The 19,538-nt window shown below is 70.2% G+C and carries 21 protein-coding genes; 9 read left to right on the top strand and 12 right to left on the bottom strand.

Translation table 11 applies throughout. From position 1 onward, the window contains the following. Positions 1-2: 2 nt before the first annotated feature. Complete coding sequence (locus ACIP6U_RS24670) at positions 3-692, bottom strand: TetR/AcrR family transcriptional regulator (RefSeq protein WP_401721596.1); 690 nt, start codon at positions 690-692, stop codon at positions 3-5. 140 nt (positions 693-832) lie between these two features. Here ACIP6U_RS24670 and ACIP6U_RS24665 point away from each other — a divergent pair, with 140 nt between their 5' ends. Together ACIP6U_RS24665 and ACIP6U_RS24660 are read left to right on the top strand one after the other, a co-directional pair. After that, positions 833-1,846, top strand: a complete 1,014-nt coding sequence (locus ACIP6U_RS24665) for a M28 family peptidase (RefSeq protein WP_401721594.1) — start codon at positions 833-835, stop codon at positions 1,844-1,846. Between the two features lie 377 nt (positions 1,847-2,223). Beyond that, positions 2,224-3,531, top strand: coding sequence for an MFS transporter (locus tag ACIP6U_RS24660; protein ID WP_401721591.1), 1,308 nt, complete (start codon positions 2,224-2,226; stop codon positions 3,529-3,531). On the opposite strand, the gene ACIP6U_RS24655 is transcribed toward ACIP6U_RS24660, so the two are convergent. Next, entirely contained in the window at positions 3,524-4,153 is a 630-nt protein-coding gene (locus ACIP6U_RS24655; RefSeq protein WP_401721588.1) for a TetR/AcrR family transcriptional regulator, read from the bottom strand. The genes ACIP6U_RS24660 and ACIP6U_RS24655 overlap by 8 nt on opposite strands. A 93-nt stretch (positions 4,154-4,246) precedes the next feature. Here ACIP6U_RS24655 and ACIP6U_RS24650 point away from each other — a divergent pair, with 93 nt between their 5' ends. Continuing rightward, positions 4,247-5,878, top strand: coding sequence for a CocE/NonD family hydrolase (locus tag ACIP6U_RS24650; RefSeq protein ID WP_401721586.1), 1,632 nt, complete (start codon positions 4,247-4,249; stop codon positions 5,876-5,878). Here ACIP6U_RS24650 and ACIP6U_RS24645 read toward each other — a convergent pair. Together ACIP6U_RS24645 and ACIP6U_RS24640 are read right to left on the bottom strand one after the other, a co-directional pair. Beyond that, entirely contained in the window at positions 5,847-6,371 is a 525-nt protein-coding gene (locus ACIP6U_RS24645) for a hypothetical protein (protein WP_401721583.1), read from the bottom strand. The genes ACIP6U_RS24650 and ACIP6U_RS24645 overlap by 32 nt on opposite strands. A gap of 128 nt (positions 6,372-6,499) precedes the next feature. Further along, positions 6,500-6,667, bottom strand: coding sequence for a hypothetical protein (locus ACIP6U_RS24640; protein ID WP_401721582.1), 168 nt, complete (start codon positions 6,665-6,667; stop codon positions 6,500-6,502). A gap of 142 nt (positions 6,668-6,809) precedes the next feature. Between ACIP6U_RS24640 and ACIP6U_RS24635 the strand changes: the two genes are divergently transcribed. Beyond that, on the top strand, positions 6,810-7,406 hold the full coding sequence (locus tag ACIP6U_RS24635; RefSeq protein WP_401721579.1) for a hypothetical protein: 597 nt from the start codon (positions 6,810-6,812) through the stop codon (positions 7,404-7,406). 196 nt (positions 7,407-7,602) lie between these two features. Beyond that, complete coding sequence (locus tag ACIP6U_RS24630; protein ID WP_401721577.1) at positions 7,603-8,073, top strand: LuxR C-terminal-related transcriptional regulator; 471 nt, start codon at positions 7,603-7,605, stop codon at positions 8,071-8,073. Positions 8,074-8,385: 312 nt separating this feature from the next. Here ACIP6U_RS24630 and ACIP6U_RS24625 read toward each other — a convergent pair whose 3' ends face one another. The 8 genes from ACIP6U_RS24625 to zapE all read right to left on the bottom strand — a co-directional run bounded on the left by ACIP6U_RS24625 (position 8,386) and on the right by zapE (position 15,946). Continuing rightward, entirely contained in the window at positions 8,386-9,279 is an 894-nt protein-coding gene (locus ACIP6U_RS24625) for an SGNH/GDSL hydrolase family protein (RefSeq protein WP_401721575.1), read from the bottom strand. Positions 9,280-9,387: 108 nt separating this feature from the next. Further along, positions 9,388-10,164, bottom strand: coding sequence for a peptidyl-tRNA hydrolase (locus ACIP6U_RS24620; RefSeq protein WP_401721574.1), 777 nt, complete (start codon positions 10,162-10,164; stop codon positions 9,388-9,390). A 26-nt stretch (positions 10,165-10,190) separates the two neighbouring features. Then, positions 10,191-11,018, bottom strand: a complete 828-nt coding sequence (locus ACIP6U_RS24615) for a polysaccharide deacetylase family protein (protein WP_401721571.1) — start codon at positions 11,016-11,018, stop codon at positions 10,191-10,193. Between the two features lie 56 nt (positions 11,019-11,074). Then, on the bottom strand, positions 11,075-11,965 hold the full coding sequence (locus tag ACIP6U_RS24610) for a polyphosphate kinase 2 family protein (RefSeq protein ID WP_401721568.1): 891 nt from the start codon (positions 11,963-11,965) through the stop codon (positions 11,075-11,077). A gap of 107 nt (positions 11,966-12,072) precedes the next feature. Continuing rightward, a complete protein-coding gene (locus ACIP6U_RS24605; RefSeq protein WP_401721566.1) occupies positions 12,073-13,536 on the bottom strand; it encodes a SulP family inorganic anion transporter in 1,464 nt (487 codons plus the stop codon). A gap of 8 nt (positions 13,537-13,544) precedes the next feature. Then, positions 13,545-14,123 (bottom strand): carbonic anhydrase, encoded by a 579-nt coding sequence (locus tag ACIP6U_RS24600; RefSeq protein ID WP_401721563.1) that lies wholly within the window; start codon positions 14,121-14,123, stop codon positions 13,545-13,547. A gap of 149 nt (positions 14,124-14,272) precedes the next feature. Then, positions 14,273-14,665 carry a hypothetical protein gene (locus tag ACIP6U_RS24595; RefSeq protein WP_401721561.1) on the bottom strand — a complete coding sequence of 131 codons (393 nt, stop codon included), beginning with the start codon at positions 14,663-14,665 and terminating at the stop codon, positions 14,273-14,275. Between the two features lie 174 nt (positions 14,666-14,839). Further along, a complete protein-coding gene (zapE, locus tag ACIP6U_RS24590) occupies positions 14,840-15,946 on the bottom strand; it encodes a cell division protein ZapE (protein ID WP_401721558.1) in 1,107 nt (368 codons plus the stop codon). 37 nt (positions 15,947-15,983) lie between these two features. Between zapE and ACIP6U_RS24585 the strand changes: the two genes are divergently transcribed. From ACIP6U_RS24585 to msrB, 4 genes are all read left to right on the top strand, one after another. After that, positions 15,984-16,796: a pyrimidine reductase family protein gene (locus ACIP6U_RS24585; RefSeq protein ID WP_401721555.1), complete on the top strand. Its 813-nt coding sequence runs from the start codon at positions 15,984-15,986 to the stop codon at positions 16,794-16,796. Between the two features lie 134 nt (positions 16,797-16,930). After that, positions 16,931-17,404: an indole-3-glycerol phosphate synthase gene (locus ACIP6U_RS24580; protein ID WP_123997036.1), complete on the top strand. Its 474-nt coding sequence runs from the start codon at positions 16,931-16,933 to the stop codon at positions 17,402-17,404. Positions 17,405-17,571: 167 nt separating this feature from the next. Continuing rightward, positions 17,572-18,960: a UDP-N-acetylmuramate--L-alanine ligase gene (gene murC, locus ACIP6U_RS24575; protein WP_401721552.1), complete on the top strand. Its 1,389-nt coding sequence runs from the start codon at positions 17,572-17,574 to the stop codon at positions 18,958-18,960. A 13-nt stretch (positions 18,961-18,973) separates the two neighbouring features. Then, complete coding sequence (gene msrB / locus ACIP6U_RS24570) at positions 18,974-19,381, top strand: peptide-methionine (R)-S-oxide reductase MsrB (RefSeq protein WP_401721549.1); 408 nt, start codon at positions 18,974-18,976, stop codon at positions 19,379-19,381. Positions 19,382-19,538: the final 157 nt, after the last annotated feature.

The raw sequence follows: 19,538 nt of genomic DNA, 5'->3' as shown, positions 1-19,538 counted from the left end.
CGCTACTCCGGTTCCGGCGCGGGCGGCCTGACCAGACCCATGACTTCCTCCACCAGCTCGTTGCCCAGGCTGGGGGTGGTCAGGGGTGGGTTGTCGGGGCGTTGCCTGAGGCCGTTGAGGAGGACCTCGATGTAACGGCGCCAGATGTCCGGGCGCTTGCCCTGGGTGAACTGGCTGGCCTGACTCAGCATGTGCACCATGACGGGGATGTCGGAGGGATGGACCTCCTCGCGCAGCTGACCGCTCTCCTGAGCCCGGCGGATCAGACCCTCCAGAAAGGGGAGCATGCCGCCGCGCGCCGTCTCCAGGGGCGCGGAGCTGTGACTGCCCAGCATGATCACTTCGTGCAGGCCGCGGTTCTCGGCGAGGTCGGCCGTCATCAGCATGAGGAAGTCGACCAGGCCCTGCCAGGGGTCGGCCTGCGCGAGCGCGTCCTCGGCCGACTTCTGCCGGATGGCCAGGTCGTGCTCGAACAGGGCACGCACCAGTGCTTCCTTGGTGGGGAAACGGCGGTACACCGTGCCGACACCGACTCCCGCATGCCGGGCCACGTCGTCGAGCGTGACCCCGAGCCCGTGCCGGCCGAAGACCTCGCGCGCGGCGTGCAGAATGCGTTCCCGGTTCAGCGCGGCGTCCCGCCGCAAGGGGCGGCCGTCGTCCGGCGGCGTATCTCCCCGGGAACTTTCAGTCATAACCGTATGGTAACCCCGTTGATCACCTCTCTGATGATCACTCCCGCCCAGGTGCGCCGGTTATGATCGCCGGATCGCGGCGCGACGGCGCGCATCGACGAACCCCGCTGGTGCGAAGGCAGTTAATCCACGGAGTAGCGGTGACCGACCACCCAGCAGATGTGAGCGACTTCGAGCCGTTCGTGGACGAGTCGCGTCTGCGTCGTGATGTCGAGTTCCTCAGTGCGCATCCGCGAAGCCGGCGCCGGGCGCCGAACCTCATGACGCGTGCCGAGTCGTATGTGTCCGAGGAGTTGGCCTCGGCCGGCTGGCAGGTGGAGCGGCAGCTCTTCGATCTGCGGTGGCGGCTCGGTGCGACCGACCAACAGGGCCACCGGGCGCTCGCGTTGAAGCCGCGGCTGCACCGACGGCTCCAAGGGGCCAACCTCATCGCGTCGTTGCCCGGCGCCGACCACGCCGGCACCGTGCTGATCGGGGCGCACCTGGACAGCGTCGAGGGCAGCCCGGGCGCCGATGACAACGCGTCAGGAGTCGCCGCCGTACTGGAGATCGCCCGCCTGCTTGCCCGGCTGCCCGTCGCGCCCTCGGTGACTCTCGCGGTGTTCGACATGGAGGAGCTCGGCCTGATCGGGGCGCAGCATGCCGCGCGCCAACTCACCGCCCGGCAGCGGGTGTTGGGGATGATCTGCCTGGAATCGGTCGGCTACTTCGTGGATGGGCCCGACACCCAGCACCTCCCGGCCGGCTTCGCCACCGCCTTCCCCGAGGCCGCCGCGGCCACCAAGGCCCGTGACTCCCGGGGGGACTTCGCCCTCGTCGTCCATCGCAGGACCTCCGTCGCCGCCGCCCGGTCCTGGGAGCGTGCCGCCGCCGCGACCTCGGCCGCGCTGCCGAGCATCCTGCTGCGCGACCCGAGGCCCGACGGACTGCTGGGCATGCTCATCGGGTTGGTGGTCCCACCGGCCAACCACTTGGGCCGCAGTGACCACGCACCCTTCTGGAACCGACGTGTCCCCGCAGTCATGTTGACGGACACGGCCAACTTCCGGAACCCGAACTACCACCGGCCGACCGATGTGCCGGACACACTCGACTTCCGACGTCTGGCTGCCGTCACCGCGGCCACGGCCACCACCGCGGTGAACTGGATCTGACCATGTGCACCGGCAAACAGCCGGGCCGGCCGAGGATGCGGGACATGTGAGTCCTGTGACGGCCGAGGGGTCGAGGGAAGACGTTCAACGGTTGCCCTGGGCACGGTCTTTTGCGGGCAAAATTCCCTCCGTACAGCTCCCTTGACACCGGGTGCACGGCTCCCTTTACTTACCAATCACCAAACGACCAATCGTTCGGTCGGTTGGTCTTCAGCCGATGGGAAGGGCCCGGGCGCCACCGTGTCCCCGCCTTCCGTCGGTCAGTACTGGCGCTGCCGGTTCACCCATCCCGTGACCCTTCGCTTCGGCACGCATTCCTCTCCCCGAGCCCCGTTGAACAGCGTCTGCGGCACCGCTCACCCTGTCAGGAGACAAAAGTGACCATCGACCGAAATCTGTCCGAGGCGGTCAGGCCACAGCGGGTCCGTCCGCTGCGGGTGGCCACGGCCAGCTTCATCGGAACGGCCATCGAGTGGTACGACTACTTCATCTACGGCATGGCCGCGGCCATCGCGTTCGGGCCGCTGTTCTTCCCGACCGTCTCCCCGGCCGCAGGCACCCTGGCCTCGTTCGCCACCTACTCGGTCGGATTCGCGGCCCGCCCGATCGGCGGCATCGTCATGGGTCACTTCGGTGACCGGGTCGGCCGCAAGTCGATGCTGGTGATCTCCCTGCTCACCATGGGTCTCGCGACGGTGGGGATCGGCCTGCTGCCCACCTACGCCACCATCGGCGTCTGGGCGCCGGTCCTGCTGGTCACCCTGCGTTTCGTCCAGGGTCTGGGAGTCGGCGGCGAGTGGGGCGGCGCGGTCCTGATGGCCGTCGAACACGCCCCGGACCGCAAGAAGGCCTTCTACGGAAGCTTCCCGCAGATGGGTGTGCCGGGCGGGCTCATCATCGCCAACCTGGTCTTCCTCGGACTCACCACCAACCTCAGCAGCGACGCCTTCCTGTCCTGGGGCTGGCGCGTGCCGTTCCTGGCGAGCGCGGTCATGGTCATCGCCGGCCTGGTGATCCGGCTGACCGTCTCCGAGAGTCCCGACTTCGAGGCGGTCAAGCAGACCAGGTCCGAACAGCGCATGCCCCTGCTGGTCGTGGTGCGGGAGCACTGGCGCGAGGTGGGTCTGTCCGCCGGCGCCTTCATCGGGATCAACGCGGTCGGCTACATCTTCATGGCCTATCTGCTGGCCTACACGACCGCGGGACTCGGACTCGACCGCAACCTCATCCTGACCTTCACCCTCATCGCTTCGTTCGTGTGGCTGCTGGTCATCCCCTGGGCCTCGGCCTACTCGGACCGCAACGGCAAGCGCGGGGTGCTCATGGTCGGCTCCGTGGGCCTGGTCGGCTGCGCGGTCGTCCTGTTCCCGCTGGTCGACACCGCCGAATCGCCGTTGATCCTGCTCGCGCTGCTGGTGACAGCGGTGTTCATGGGCCTGGTCTACGGCCCGATAGCGGCGCTGTTCTCCGGACTCTTCAAGGCCGAGGTCCGCTACAGCGGGGCCTCGCTCGGCTATCAGCTGGGAGCCATCCTGGGCGGCGGCCTCGCCCCGACCGTCGCCACGGCCCTGTACGACAACTGGAAGTCGACCACGCCGATCACCGTCTATCTCACCGGGGTGACCCTGATCAGCCTCGCCTGCGTCTGGGTGCTCATGCGCAGGGAACGGGCCGACCTCACGTAGCGGCGCTCCGCGGGCCGGGGGACCGCAGCCCGTCGAGGACCAGCGTGACCACGGCATCGGCGAGCACCGGCACGGGCAGCTCCCCGTCCGGTCGGTACCACTCGATCAGGGAGTTGACCGTGCCGAAGATCAGCCTGCTCGCCAGATGCGGATCGATGTCCGCGCGGATGCCTCCGTCCCGCGCCGCCAGGACGACCAGTTCGGCGACGCGGTGGTCGAACTCGCGCCGGCGCTTCAGTGCCCGCTGTTCGGTGGCGCTGTTGCCGTGCACCCTCAACAGCAGCGTCACATAGGGCAGTTCGGCTGCCAGAACCCGCACGCTGCCGCGCACGATGTGTTCCAGTCGGGCGGTCGGTGCCAGCGCGGCGGCCGCGGGTTCGTCGAGGAGGGCGAAGAGGGCGTCCAGGGCCCGGCCCACGGCGAGTCCGAGCAACTCCTCCTTGCCGGAGACGTGGTGGTAGATGCTGGACTTGCTCAGCCCCAGCCGCCTGGCCAGCTCCTCCATGCCGGTGCCGTCGTAACCGCGTTCGTTGAACACCTCGACCGCGATGTCGAGGATCGATTCGCGGTCGTAGTTGGGTCTGCCGCGGCGACCCCGGTCCTGTGCTGACGCGTCGTTCACGAACCCATTGTGGCAAGGGGGCGGTCCAGGGCTTCCCGACAAGAAGAAGTGGAGATATATTCTCCAGATAGTGCGGGGCGAGGGGAGAGGTCCATGGCGGCATCCAGGGCGGCCGGTCCGCCGGCCCGCGCACTCGGAGCCCTGCACACCAAGGTCATGGGACTGCCCCCGGTCCGAACCCGGTACCGCGTCCGCACCGCGCTGCGCGTGCCGACCCGTGACGACGCCGAACTCCTCACCGATCACTACATGCCCGAGGGGGAGGCGCGCGGCACGGTACTGATCCGGTCGCCGTACGGCCGCGGTGTTCCGGTGAACTGGATGCAGGGCCGGATGCTGGCCGCCCGCGGCTACGACGTGCTGGTGCAGAGCGTCCGGGGCACCGCCGGATCGACGGGCACCCTGCGGCCCTTCGTCCAGGAGGCCGAGGACGCGCAGGACACCGTGGCCTGGCTGCGGACCCAGCGGTGGTTCGACGGACGGCTCGCGACGTTCGGCGGGTCCTACTCCGGCTGGGCGCAGTGGGCCCTGCTCCAGGATCCGCCGCCGGAACTGCGGGGCGCGGTCATCGCGGTGGGCCCGCACGACATACAGAAGGCGATCTACGGCACAGGTGCCCTCGCCCTCTCCGACTTCCTCACCTGGAGCGCGACGGTCGCGGCCCAGGGCGACGGCGGACTGCGGGGGCTGCGCGCCCAGTTGGCCGCGCGTCGGCAACTGGCCGCTGCCTGGGCGGAGTTGACCCCCGAGGCGGCTGCCGCGTCGGTGCTGGAGGGCGACGCGGCCGACTGGTTCGGCGAGTGGCTCGACCATCCCGACGCGGACGACCCGTTCTGGACCGACTACCGGGCCGACCCGGCACTGGACCACGTCGACGTACCGGTCCTGCTGGTCGGCGGCTGGCACGACGTCTTTCTCGACCAGACCGTCCACCAGTACCAGACGCTCCGCCGCCACAACCAGTCGGTCACCCTGACCATCGGCCCATGGACACACATGGACACCGCGGCGAAAGCGGCCCGGGTCATGGACCCGCAGCTGCTGCGCTGGCTCGACCGCCACCTGGCCGGCGACAGGACGGCTCCCGAAGCCCCCGTGCGGATCCACCACACCGGGGCCCGGACCTGGCTCGACCTGCCCGACTGGCCGCCGCCCGCGACCGAACGGGCGCTGTGGCCGCGCCGGGACGGCCGCCTGGGCACCCACCCGGACCAAGGAGTAGTGGGGTTCCGCTACGACCCGGCGGAGCCCACTCCCGCGGTGGGCGGCCGGCACATAGCCACCAAGTCGGCCACGGTCGACAACCAGAAACTCGAACAGCGCGCGGACGTCCTCACGTTCACCACCCACGTGCTCACCGACCCCGTCGACGTCATCGGCTCACCCACCGCGGAGTTGGAGCTGACCGTCGACCAGCCGCACGCCGACGTATTCGTCCGACCGTGCGACGTCGACCGGCGCGGTCACTCGCACATCATCACCGAACGCTTCGCCCGACTGCGCCGGGCCCCGCGCGAAGTCACCACGATCCGGCTGGAGTTGGGGGCCTGCGCCCACCGATTCGCCACCGGTCACCGAGTGAGGCTGCAGCTCAGCGCCGGCGCCTACCCACGCTTCGCCCGCAACCCCGGCACGGACACACCTGGGGGCTTCGCCGCTGTCACTTATCAGGTGGGTCTCGCCGGCTCGGTGCTCACTCTTCCTGTGCCGAAGGCGACACAGTGACCGTGCCGGATGCCTCGGGCGCGGTGTAGAAGACGGACGAACCCTGCTTCGTGCGCTGCACCTGACTCCTGGCGACCAACCCCTCAAGGGTCGTGCGCACCACGGTCGTCTTGATGGTCCGGTCCGGGTGTCGCTCACTGAGTGCGGTGGTGACCTCGGCCGCGGAACGCGGCTCACCCTCGGCCGTCAGGTACTCACGGATGATGCTGACCAGCGTGGGCTGAGCCGTCGCCGACGTCTCCGGGACCTTCTTCGCCGCGGCTTTACGGGCGGTCGTGCCGCCCTTCTTACGAGGCGCGGGCACGGTCGCCTTGGCGGCTGCGGGAGCCGAGCTGACGCCAAGTGCCGCTTGTACGTTGGTCAGTACCGCCTGATCCTGCTGCAACGTGGCCAACTGCTCCTGAAGAGCGGCGATGTCGGCACCGATGCGCTCCTGCTCCTTGAGGTTGTGCTCCAGATCCGCGGCCACCTGAGCGGCGTACTGCGATGTCAACCCGGAAACCCCAGGGGTGGTTTCGGACATAACGCTCACAACCCTTCCCGAATGTCGCCGCCTGTGAGGGCGACGGCAGTTACTGCCGCAAACCTGCCAGCTCGATACTACGGAACGAGTCGGCGAACTCACCTCATGAGACCTGCTTCGGCACCCTGCTCCTCGGTGCGGGGGAGGTCCTGCGGGAGCGGCAGGGCGAGGGCATCCAGGTCCGGACTGGCGATGCCGCCGAGGCGGCCCGCCTGCCGGGTCATCATCGACTCGGGCATCACGTGCTGGGAGCGACCGTCGCCCATTGGGTCAGTGTCCTGTGCCCCTTCGTGCGCCGGGCACACCGGAAGTGCCGACAGCCGCGACGCTCACGGTTGACTGGGCTCAAGTCGTTGCGTTCGCGCGCCCGGACGCACCCAATGCCAAGGTGAAGGGTGGGCACCCCTGATGGGCGAGAGTTCGGTGGCGGCCCTGCCCGGTACGTCGGGACTGTGCCGGCTGACCGTACGTGCCTCGGAGAAGTCACTCGACCTGCAACGCATCGGCGGCCCGCCCCTGGACCCCGAGGGAACCCTCCAGTCGCTCGAACTGCGCGACGGTGACGTGGTGTTGCTCCGCCCGGCGACCGAGACCCTGCCGCCGGTACGGTTCGACAACCCGGTGGACGGCGTCTCGGCGACCATCCGCGGACTGCCCAACTCCTGGTCGCCCATGGCCAGTCGGTGGGCCCTGCGCTCCGTCCTGACCGCGGTGCTGGTGGGCGTGCCGGCGCTGCTGGCGCTGTCCGACGGCGACCGCGACGGACGGGCCGCCGTGTGTGCCGGGGCGACACTGCTGCTCCTGGCCGGGGCGGGCGCCGCGGCCCGGGTGCTCGACGACCTGCCCGGCGCGACCCTACTGGGCCTGGCCACCGGCCCGTTCGCGGCACTGGCCGGCGCCCTGCCCACGAGCGCCAGGACCCCGGTCGGTTCCGAGTGTCTGCCCATGGACGCGATCGCCGGCCGGGCGACGACCAGCACCGCACCGGGCCGCACTTCACACTGAACCTGGTTGCTTGAAAGTCACCCAAAGCGCGCCAAAGGCAGACGCATACGCCGAAGCTCCACTCGGTGACGCAATCCTGGAGCATGCGGCCACCGCCTACCTGCAGTCGTGTTCACGCGTCGACGTCGCTCCCCCGGAAGGGCCGCCCGCGGCGGACGTGTCCGTCCTGCTGCTGAACACTCTCAACGAGGAGTGGATGAGGGTCCTGAGACAGGACGCGGCCCGCGCCGAGGGCCCACCCGTCCCGGTGGTCGTGATGGCGGACCGGATCACCGAGCGACAGCTCACGCTCGCCATCGAATACGGGCTCACCAGTTTCCTGTACCGAGGGCACTCGAACCTCGACCAACTGGTCGACGCGATCGTCAAGGCGAGCGCCGGCCGCAGCCATATGCCGGACGACCTGTTGGGGCATCTGATCGCGGAGCTGGGATATCAGCAGCGGCAGCAGACGCTGACGGATCCGGCGAAGAAGGGCGGACTCCTCGTGCGCGAGATCGAGGTACTCCGCATGCTGTCCGAAGGGCTCAACACGGTAGAGATCGCCGACAAGATGAGCTACTCGGAGCGGACCATAAAAGGGATCATCCATGACGCCGTGAAGAGGTTGAAGGTCAAGAACAGGACACAGGCCGTCGCGTACGCGATACGGGTCGGGATCTTCTGAGGTGCTTGGACCGACTCCGCCGAGCGTATGACCGTCGCCGTGCGGAAGCGAGTGCGCGCAGACCTTCGACGGGCTATGGCGTACGTCACACATGGGGCGTCGAACTTTGCGCCGGGGCTCGTGTCTTGGAGGCATGAAGACGGACACAGACCTCGCACCCCAGCTCGCCAACTGCCGTGACTACTGGCTGGGCTGGGGCTCCGCCGAACGCGTCGACGGTGAACTGACCTACTTCCGCAGCGGAATCCCGAACGGTCAGATCAACGGAGTGTTGAGCCTGCGCGACAGCGCCAAGGTGCGGAAGTCGATCACCTACGCCGCCGAGCGGCTGGCCGGCGTCCCCTGGATGTGGTGGGTGGGCCCGGACAGCGCCCCGGGTGTCGCGGCCGGCCTCGCCGAACACGGCGCGGTCCGGCTCGGTGCCACGCCCGTCATGACCGTCCGGACGGACCGGGTGACACCGGGCGTGTAGGTGTCCACGTAGGTGGCCCCGGCGCGCCGCGCCTGCCTCTTCAGCATGGCGTTGAGCGCCAGTTCGCCGTCCCGCATCCACGCGAAGTCACCCGCGGCGAACGGCGCCGTCGGGCTCGTGCAGGAGCCGCCGTCCGCGGGGAAGATGTCCGCGTAACCGACGACCACCACACGGGCGTGCGGGGCGCGCTTCTTGATGTCCCGCAGCACCTCGGCGACCTTCGGGGCGGTCGCGTTCACCGCGTCCTGGACCCCGTCGGTGCCCCCCTCGTTGTACTTGGCCTTGCAGGGCGCACCGGCCAGGTCGGTCGCCGACACTGTCGCGCAGGTCCCGATGATCGTGCTGAAGCCGATGTCGTTGCCCCCGATGGTCAGGGTGACCAGCTTCGTCGACCGGCCGAGCGCGTCGAACTGCGGCGGTGCCGTTCCCTGCGGAGCCGTCATCTCCGCGGTCGTCGCACTGGAGCAACTGACGTCGGTCAGCGTGGCCTTGAGCGAGGTGGCGACGAGCGACGGGTAGTTCTTGCTGGACCGCAGACAGTTGGCGTCGACCTGGTCGGGGATCGCGGGCCCGGAGGCCGCCGAGTCCCCGAGTGCGACGTACGCCAGGTCATGGGTCTTTCCGTGCAGGGGCGAGGCGCCGGCGGCTGGCGCCGTCGCGGCGACACAGGCCAGGGCCAGAACGCCGCTCGCGAGAGCGGATCCGCCGAGACTGCGCGTGCGTGGGGTATCCACGTGGTTCACCCTTCGGTGATGGGCGTTGCTATCGCACGCAGGACGCGGGGGGTGTGGCAAAAGTTCGACGCGGGGCCTGTGTTGACGATCACAGGCGGACTGTCGAGGTCACTTCCAGGTGGCCGGCCGGTGGACGTGATCCGGCAGGGCGCCGACGCGGTCGTACCCCTCGACCGCGACCGTCAGCCCGGGCGCGATCTCCGTGAAGCCCGCGTCGCGCACCAACGGCAGCCCGCTCGTGGTCAGTCGGGGCCAGCGGGCCGGGTCGGCGGTCCGTACGGCGAGCGGGAAACCGGCCGCGCGCCAGGCGTCCCGCTCCTTGTCCGACAGTTCCCACCAAGCGAGTTGGGCGCCGTGACCGGCCTGCGCCATCGTCTTCCCGGCGGTCATGTCGAGGTCCGGGTTCAGCCAGATCACGGGCTGTTCCGTCGGGTCGACCGCCAACGGCGGCTCGGGGTCGGCGAGTTCGGTGCCGGACACCTGGAGCTTGGCCAGGTCCTTGGGCCAGCCGTCCAGCGGCACCGGCGGGAAGACGCGCACCTCGGCCGACTCCCCGCTGACCGTGATCCCGGGCAGCGCCTCGGCCCGCCGCCACTCCGCGCCACGGGCGCGCCGTACGACCTTGCGGATCCGGGCGTCCTGCCAGTCCCGCACGGCCTGCGCCCACTCGCCCTCGCCGAGCGACCGCTCGTCACTGAGCATCACCAGCACGGCCCGCGCCGCGGTCTCCAGGGCGTCGGTACGAGCGGGCGGCGCGGCCTTCTCGATCCGCACGACGAGGGGCAGCACGAACTGCGGCGCCTCGTCACGGGAGGTGGGCTCGTTGCGGAAGGGGCTCGCGTCGGGGGAGGGACCGGCGTCGGGGGAGGTGGGATCAAGGCTCACGACAGCCAAGCCTAAGGCTGTCGCGGTCAGGACCCGATCAGCTGGGACACCTTCACGAACCGGAAGCCCCGCGCGCGCAGCTCCGGCACGATCGTCCGCACCGCCCGCTCGGTCGCCGGGGCCGCGCTCCGCGTGCAGTGCATGACGACGACCGACCCCGGCCGCACCCCGTCCAGCACCTGCCGGGCCACCGCGTCCGCGTCGGTGGCGAACGCGTCCCCGCTCACCACGTCCCACTGCACCGCGGTGACGCCGGTCGCGGAGAGCGTCCGCAGCGCCTGGTGGTCGTAACACCCGCCGGGGAAACGGAAGTACGGCATCGCGTCCGGCACCCCGGCCCGGCGGAACGCGGTGTACGCGCGCTCCACGTCCGCCCGCATCCGGTCCTCGGACACCGTCGGCAGGCCGTAGCAGTCGCCGGTGAAGGCGTAGTGGCTGTAGGAGTGGTTGGCGACCTCGAAGAGCGGGTCCCTGCCGATCGAGCGGGCCTGGACCGGGTACTGCTCGGCCCACCGCCCCGTCATGAACACGGTCGCCGGCACCTTCAGCGCCCGCAGCGTCGCGATGAGCCGCGGATTGTCGAATCGTTCGCCCGAGGCCGCCCGGGCCCCCTGGTCCGCGGTCATGTCGGCGTCGAAGGTGAGCGCGACGGTCTTCCCGTGGTCGCGCGAGCCGTTCTTGAAGACGGGCGTGAGCCCCGCGGGGCCGGGGGCGAGCGTGGGCGGCCAGGACGGGACGGCGGAGGTCGCGGAGGGGGCCGGCCGGGCGGCGGGAGGCGCCGCGGGGGCACCACAGGCGGTGAGCGCGGCGCCGAGCGCACAGGCGGTGGCGACTCTTCGTACTCGAATGATCACCGTAGGAAAATAACGGAGTAAAAGCGATTAATCGGTCACCCACGCGGGGTGATCCTTCAGCCGGAGCGCAGCAGGCGCTCCCGGGCCTTCTCGACGTCGAAGTCGCCCTTCGGGTACTGGGGGTCCAGCGCCTCGAGATGTTCCAGGAGCAGGCGACTGATCGCCCAGTTGCGGTACCACTTGCGGTCGGCGGGGATCAGATACCAGGGGGCGTCCGGCGGGGAGCAGCGTTCCAGGGCGATTTCGTACGCCTTCTGGTACGCGGGCCACAGCGCGCGCTCCTCGATGTCGCCGGGGTTGAACTTCCAGTGCTTGTCCGGGTTGTCCAGGCGTTCCAGCAGACGGCGCCGCTGCTGGTCGTAGGAGATGTGCAGGAAGCACTTGACGACGGTCACGCCGTCGTCGGTCAGGGACTTCTCGAAGCGGTTGATCTGTTCGTACCGGTTGGCGATCTCCTTGGACGGGGCGAGCTCGCGGACCCGGGCGATGAGGACGTCCTCATAGTGCGAGCGGTCGAAGATGCCGATCTCGCCGGGCTCGGGGAGTGCCCGTTTGATGCGCCAGAGGAAGTCGTGCCGGCGTTCCTCGGGCGTGGGCGCCTTGAAGGCCCTGATCCGGCAGCCGGACGGGTTGAACAGGCCGATGACGTGCTTGACCGTGCCGCCCTTGCCGCTGGTGTCCATGCCCTGGAGCACCAGCAGGATCCGTCGCCGGTCGCCCGCGGTGCTCGCCGCGAACAGGCGTTCTTGCAGGTCGGCGAGGTGGTCGGCCATGACGGAGGTGGCTTCGAGCCCCGCCTCCTTGTCCTGCGGACCGCCCGGGGTCGCCCGCGCGTCGAAGGCCGCCAGCTCGATCCGCTCACCGCCCGGCACCCGCAGCAACTCCCGCACGTCCGCCGCGTCGGCGCTCCAGATCCCGCTCTTCCTGTGCTTGCCGTCCTTGGCCATGAGCACCCCTTCCGGTCCGGTTCCTCGATCCTCCGGTGCAGGGGCGGGGCGCGCCAGTCCTGCTCCGGGGGCGCGGGTGCCCCCGGAGCAGGACAGGCGCTACGTGCTCACGCCGCCGTGACCTTCACCGGCTCGGTACCGGCCGCGCTGTGCCGCTCGGCCCAGTTCTCCAGGGCCGTACGGCAGGCGTGGTCGAGGTGGTGCAGCCCGGACAGGTCCAGCTCGACCGGCCGGTCCTGGGGGAGCGCCTCCAGGTCGTCGAGGATCTTCGGCAGCCGCAGGAAGGTCGCGTTGCCCGACAGATACGCCTGGACCGGTCCCGCGCCCTTGTCGACGACCTCCATCTTGAGGTGCGAGGCCTCCCACGCGGTCTTCGCGACCGCCAGCGCGAGCCCGATCAGCACGCCCTCGAACATGCTGACCGCGACGATCGACACGGCCGTGACGACCAGGATCAGCGCCTCACCGCGGTGCTCCCGCCACAGCGACACGATCTCGCGTACGGGGATCAGCTTGGCGCCCGAGTAGACGAGGATGCCGGCCAGGGCCGGGATCGGGATGTAGCCGAGGGCACCGGGCAGCAGCGCCGCGAACAGCAGCAGCCATACGCCGTGCAGCACCCGGGACGCCTTGGTCCGCGCGCCCGCCTGGACGTTCGCCGCGCTGCGCACGATCACCGCGGTCATGGGCAGCGCGCCCAGCATCCCGCAGAGCGCGTTGCCCGCGCCCTGCGCCACCAGCTCCTTGTCGTACTCGGTGCGCGGTCCGTCGTGCAGCCGGTCCACGGCCGCCGCGCTGAACAGCGACTCGGCGGACGCGATCAGCGTGAAGGCGACGACCGTACCCAACAGCCCGATGCCCGCCAGCTCACCGAAGCCGCTGAGCGAAGGCGGCTGGACGGAGTCCAGCAGGCCCTTCACCTCGACCATGGCGACCGGCAGCGAGAACACCGCGGCGACGAGCGTGGCCAGACCGACCGCGGCCAGCGGCCCGGGGACCGTACGCAGCCGCTTCGGCATCCGCTTCCACAGCACGAGTACGGCGATGGTGCCGGCGCCGAGGCCGAGCGAGGCCAGGGCGTCCGTGCGGCCGAGGGCGTCGAGGAGCGCACCGGGGAGCCGGGCTATCTTCTCCAGCCCCGAGACGGGGGCCTTCGCGTCGGCCATCGAGTACAGCTGCCCGGCGATCAGGACGAGCCCGATGCCGGCCAGCATGCCCTCGACGACCGAGACCGAGATGGCCCGGAAGTAGCGCCCCAGCTTCAGGACGCCCATGGCGATCTGGAGCACGCCGGTCGTGAGCACGATGACCCCGAGGGCCGGCAGTCCGAACTCCCGCACCGCCTCGAAGACGAGCACGGTCAGTCCGGCGGCGGGACCGGACACCTGGAGGCTGCTGCCCCGCATGAGTCCGGTGACGATCCCGCCCACGATGCCGGTGACCAGGCCCAGTTCGGCCGGGACACCGGAGGCGACTGCCACGCCCACGCAGAGCGGGAGCGCGACCAGGAAGACGACCAGGGAGGCGGCGAAGTCCTGCCGCAGATGAGGGAATTTCGCTGTCAGGGACATGGGCGCGCTCACAGTGCCGCGAAGGTGTCGGACTGCGGGTCGTGCGCCAGGACGGCGCCCGTGTGGACCTCGTAGTACCAGGCGTGCAACGACAGTTGACGGTCCTTCAGTTTCTTGTCGAGGTACGGGTAGGAGCGCAGGCGCAGCAGCTGCGTCAGGACGTGGCTCTGCACGCCCTCGGCGACGGCCGGGTCCTCGACCGCTCCCGAGGGGCGCGGGGCGGCGTGCGCGAGCCAGTCGCGTACGGCCGGTACGGCGGTCAGGTCGTCGCCGCGCACCAGGGCGCCGACGGCGCCGCAGTGCGAGTGTCCGCAGACGACGATGTCGCGGACGCCGAGCACCTCCACGGCGTACTCGATGGTGGCCGCCTCGCTGGTGGGGTGCTCGGAGGCGTACGGCGGAACGATGTTGCCTGCGGTGCGCAGTTCGAAGAGCTCGCCGGGGCGGGCGCCCGTGATCAGGGCCGGGACGACCCGGGAGTCGGAGCAGGTGATGAACAGCACCTGCGGAGACTGGCCTTCGGCGAGTTTGGCGAACTCCTCAGGGCGCTGTCCGAACGTGCGGGCGTTGTCGATGAGGGGCTGCATGATGTGATGACTCCTCCTGGCGCGCGGCGGCGCGTCGGTGTGGGGGCAGGACAGAGAAGTGTGCGGACGGACGCGTCGTCGGACGACGGTGTCGTTCGGACGGATTCAGCCGCAGACAGATGTGTGTGAGTGGGGGGACAGCTCTGCTGTCAGCAGCGGAAGACCTGAAGTGCCGCTGGGGAGTGGGCTGTCGAGGGTCTCGACGTGCGCGGCGTCCGGGGCGGGACCGGTGGGTGCTCGGCCGCCGGGTCCTGGACCAGCAGCGGGCGTTCGGGGTCTTCCGGTGTGACGTCGACCGCGCGGTGGCGGTCGCGGGTGCGCAGGGGACCGGTCGGGTCCCCCGGGTGATCGCAGTGCCGGAACGTGATCGTTTTGTCGCGAAGTGCCTTGCCGGAGAGGTTGATTCCGGGCTGAGCCTTGGCCTCGACCTGACGGACCGTGTGCGCGGATGCGAAGGAAGCGGTGGGCGCGAAGAACTGGAGGGCGAGCAGGACGGCGGCGAGGGCCGCGATGACGGTCCTGGTCGTCGTACCTCGGAACATGCGCCCCCCTCCGGACACTTCACGCCTCTTGTGCAGACCAAAGCCTGGTCAATGGCTGGTCAAGAAACACGGTAACCCTGCGAAGTCGTTTGCAGGGTTAACTTAACGTTTCGAGCTGAAGAGAGCCTGAAATGTGCGGGTGGCTTGGCGTGATCAAGTCGGTTTACACCGCCGCTAGCGGGTCTCGACCAGCGCCTTGCCGTCGCGGGCCAGCGCGGTGAGCCGGGAGATCGCCCGGAAGTACTTCTTGCGGTAACCGCCGTTCAGCATCTCCTCGCTGAACAGCTGGTCGAACGGCTGCCCCGAGGCCAGCACCGGGACCTCACGGTCGTAGAGCCGGTCCGCGAGCACGACGAGCCGCAGCGCCGTCGACTGGTCGGGGACGGCCTGGACGTCGGTCAGGCAGACCGCCCTGAGCCCGTCGGTCAGCGCGCCGTACCGGCTCGGGTGGACCTTGGCCAAGTGGGCGAGCAGCTGCGGGAAGTCGTCGAGCGAGGCGCCCTCGGTGGCGTACGCGGCCTTCGTCACCTGCTCGTCCGAGAACGGCGTCGGCGCCGCCGGCAGACCGCGGTGGCGGTAGTCCTCGCCGTCGATGCGCAGGGAGCGGAACCGAGCGGCCAGGCCCTGGATCTCGCGCAGGAAGTCGACCGAGGCGAAGCGGCCCTCGCCGAGCTTGCCGGGCAGGGTGTTGGAGGTGGCGGCGAGCGCGACGCCCGCGTCCACGAGCCGGCCGAGCAGGGTGGAGACGAGCACGGTGTCGCCGGGGTCGTCGAGCTCGAACTCGTCGATGCACAGCAGCCGGTGGCCGGAGAGGGTCTGCACGGTCTGCTGGAAGCCGAGGGCGCCGACCAGGTTGGTCAGCTCGACGAAGGTGCCGAACGCCTTGAGGGCCGGCTCGGCCGGGGTCGCGTGCCAGAGGGAGGCGAGCAGGTGGGTCTTGCCGACGCCGTAGCCGCCGTCCAGATAGACACCCCGGGGCCCGACCGGGGCCTTGGGCGCCTTGGCCTTCCCGAACCCGAGGAACCCGCGCTTGCCGCCCCCCACGGAGTGCGCCCCGCCGAGGCCGGCCGCGAACCCCTCCAGGACCCGTACGGCCTCGGTCTGGCTCGGTTGGTTCGGGTCCGGGATGTACGTGCTGAAGCGGACCGAGTCGAAGCGCGGCGGCGGCACCATCTCGGCGACCAGCCGCTCCGCGGGGACGTGCGGAGCGCGAGCGCACAGGGACAGCGGGGCCGGGTCGGCTATCGGGCGGAGACCGGGAGCGGCGGGGGAGGACGACACGGTTCACCATGGTAGGCGCCGTGCCACACTGCACGACATGCGACGCCTGTTCCCTGTGACGGACGAGACAACGACGAGGCCGGACAGTGGTGGGGCTTCGGGGGCCGACCCGGGCGAGCGTGAGTGGACCCTCGCGGAGCTCTCCGCCGCCTACGCCTATCCCGAGGCGCCTGCCGACGGCCCTCCCGTGCCCTACCTGCGGGGCAACATGGTGTCGACGCTCGACGGGGCCGCGCAGCACGGTGGCAAGTCGCAGGGGATCTCCAACGCGGCCGACATGCGGATCTTCGGCACGCTGCGCGGGCTCGCGGACGTCGTGGTGGTCGGTGCGGAAACGGTACGCCAGGAGGGTTACCGGCCCGCACGCGCGCGTGACGACTTCGCGGCGGCGCGGGCGGCGGCCGGACAGGGCCCTGCGCCCGCCATCGCGGTGGTCACCGCGAGCCTGGACCTCGACTTCTCCCTCCCGCTGTTCACCTCGCCCCTGATGCCGACGCTCGTCCTCACGGGCGCGTCGGCCGCCCCGGACCGGGTCGCCGCCGCGGAGAAGGCCGGCGCCCGCGTGGTGATCGCCGGCGACGGCGTCGGCGTCGACCCCGTCCGTGCCGTACGCGCGCTCGGCGAACTCGGTCACACGCGGCTGCTGACGGAGGGCGGTCCCCGGCTGCTGGGTCAGATGATCGCCGCCGGAGTCCTCGACGAGCTCTGTCTCACGCTGTCGCCGATGCTCACGGCAGGGGACGCCCAGCGCATCGCGGGCGGCCCGTCCGTCGCGGTTCCACAACGATTCGCACTGGTGTCCCTGCTGACCGAAGAGGGCTTCCTTTTCGGCCGCTACCAGCGCACTTGAAATTCGTTCAACGGTTTCGCCGGTCCCGAAATCAGCGGAATATACCGTTCCGCTTAGCGTTCGGCGGGCACACTGAATCTCGCAAGTCCCCGTGACACCACGGGGCAGGATGGTTTCCGCAGAAGGGGCGCCCGGTGTTCACAAGCGTATTGATGATCGAGAAAGCCCTGACGTCCGCCGACGTGGAGTTCGTCACCTCCCTGCACGGTGACGAGCAGGTCGCCTTCCATGTGCTGCTCCAGCCCCGCGGCGACCAGGCGGACCGCCTGCTGCGGGCCATCGACGACGTCGCGCTCGGCGAGCTGGACGAGGCCGCCCGGGAGAACGAGGTGCCCGAGGGTGAGGCCGCGAAGGACTTCGGCGAGCGGGCCCTGGAGGTGTCGCTGCAGGCGCTGCACGCGGCCGGCAGCGAGGCGGAGGGCCGGATCGTCGAGGACCACCCGCTGGACGCCCTCAGGGCCCTGGTGGAAGAGATCGGCGCGGACGAGGTGCTCGTGCTGACGGACCCGCACTACGTCGAGGAGTTCTTCCACCGGGACTGGGCGTCCAGGGCCCGGCACAAGGTCGGCGTACCGGTGCTGAAGCTGTTCTCGCACAGCAAGGCGTGACGGCGGCTCGGCGCCGGGCATGACGTGGACCTGACCTGGGGACGGCCTCGGGCCTGACGGGGCGGGGCTTGGGACGGGACAACGGGCGGACGTCACTGATTGTCAGCGGCACGGCATAGGCTTGGCCGCTGAACGTCAGCCTCAGCAGCACGCACAGGGAGACACGCATGGCACCCGGCCTTCCCACCGCCATGGACCGACCGCACTTCATCGGCATCGGCGGCGCCGGGATGTCCGGGATCGCGAAGGTCCTCGCGCAGCGCGGGGCCCAGGTGGCGGGCAGTGACGCGAAGGAGTCGGCTACCGCCGAGGCCCTACGCGCGCTGGGCGTGACGGTGCACATCGGGCACGCGCGCGAGCACCTCGCCGACGACGCGAGCAGCGTGGTCGTCTCCTCTGCGATCCGCAAGGACAACCCGGAGCTGGCCCGCGCGGCCGAGCTGGGCATCCCGGTGGTGCACCGCTCGGACGCACTGGCCGCCCTGATGGAGGGCCTGCGCCCGATCGCGGTCGCGGGCACGCACGGCAAGACGACGACGACGTCCATGCTGGCGGTGTCGCTGGGCGAGCTGGGCCTGAACCCGTCGTACGCGATCGGCGGCGACCTCGACGCCCCCGGCTCCAACGCGCTGCACGGCGAGGGCGAGATCTTCGTGGCCGAGGCGGACGAATCGGACCGCAGCTTCCACAAGTACGCCCCCGAGGTCGCGATCGTCCTGAACGTGGAGCTGGACCACCACGCCAACTACGCCTCGATCGACGAGATCTACGAGTCCTTCGAGACCTTCGCGGGCCGTATCGTCCCCGGCGGCACCCTGGTGATCTCCGCGGACCACGAGGGCGCGCGCGAGCTGACCCGACGGCTGGCGGGCGCGGTGCGGACGGTGACGTACGGAGAGGCACCGGACGCGGACGTACGCGTCCTGTCCGTCGTCCCCCAGGGCCTCAAGAGCGAGGTCACCGTCCTCCTGGACGGCGAGGAACTCACCTTCACGGTCTCCGTCCCCGGCCGCCACTACGCGCACAACGCGGTGGCGGCCCTCGCCGCGGGCGCCGCCCTCGGCATCCCGGCCGGCGGACTGGCCCCCGCGCTGGCCGCCTACACGGGCGTGAAGCGCCGCCTCCAGCTGAAGGGCGAGGCGGCCGGCGTCCAGGTCGTCGACTCCTACGCCCATCACCCGACGGAGATGACGGCGGACCTGGAGGCGATGCGGGCGGCGGTCGGTGAAGCCCGCATCCTCGTCGTCTTCCAGCCGCATCTCTTCTCCCGCACCCAGGAGCTCGGCAAGGAGATGGGCCAGTCCCTCTCCCTGGCCGACGCCTCGGTGGTCCTCGACATCTATCCCGCGCGCGAGGACCCGATCCCCGGCGTGACGAGCGAACTGATCATCGAGGCGGCCCGGGCGGCGGGCGCGGACGTGACGCCGGTCCACGACAAGGCGGACGTCCCGGAGGCCGTCGCGGGAATGGCGAAGCCCGGTGATCTCGTTCTCACCATGGGCGCGGGTGACGTGACGGACCTCGGCCCGCTGATCCTGGACCGTCTCGCGAAGTAAGGGGCTGAGCTTCATGTCGTACGACGTCGAAAAGCCGGACGAGGAATGGCGCGCGGAGCTGAACCCGGCGGAGTACGCGGTGCTGCGGCAGGCCGCCACGGAACCGGCGTTCACCGGTGAGTACACCGACTCCAAGACCAAGGGCGTCTACTCCTGTCGCGCCTGCGGCGCCGAACTCTTCACCTCCAACGAGAAGTTCGAGTCCCACTGCGGCTGGCCGTCGTTCTTCGACCCCAAGGACACCGACGCGGTGGAGCTGATCGAGGACCGCACGCACGGCATGGTCCGCACCGAGGTGCGCTGCGCGCGCTGCGGTTCGCACCTGGGGCACGTCTTCGAGGGCGAGGGGTACGCGACGCCGACCGATCAGCGGTACTGCATCAACAGCATCTCGCTGCGGCTGACGCCCGACGAGGGCTGAGAGGGCAGGCCTGTCGGCGGGCCTGGTCACTGAAGCGAGACGAGCACCGGTACGTCCCGTCCCGGGGTTCAGGGTGTCCATGGCCTTGCCGATCACGCACCCGAAGGCGCGGCCGGAGCCGGTTGCCTTCCTCGGCGTGGTGCCCGGGTCCACTGCC

Source organism: Streptomyces sp. NPDC088794, from assembly GCF_044750545.1.
Classification (GTDB): Bacteria; Actinomycetota; Actinomycetes; order Streptomycetales; family Streptomycetaceae; genus Streptomyces.
The sequence above is the reverse complement of the archived record's forward strand: the minus strand, read 5'-3'. Positions and strand labels throughout refer to the sequence as shown.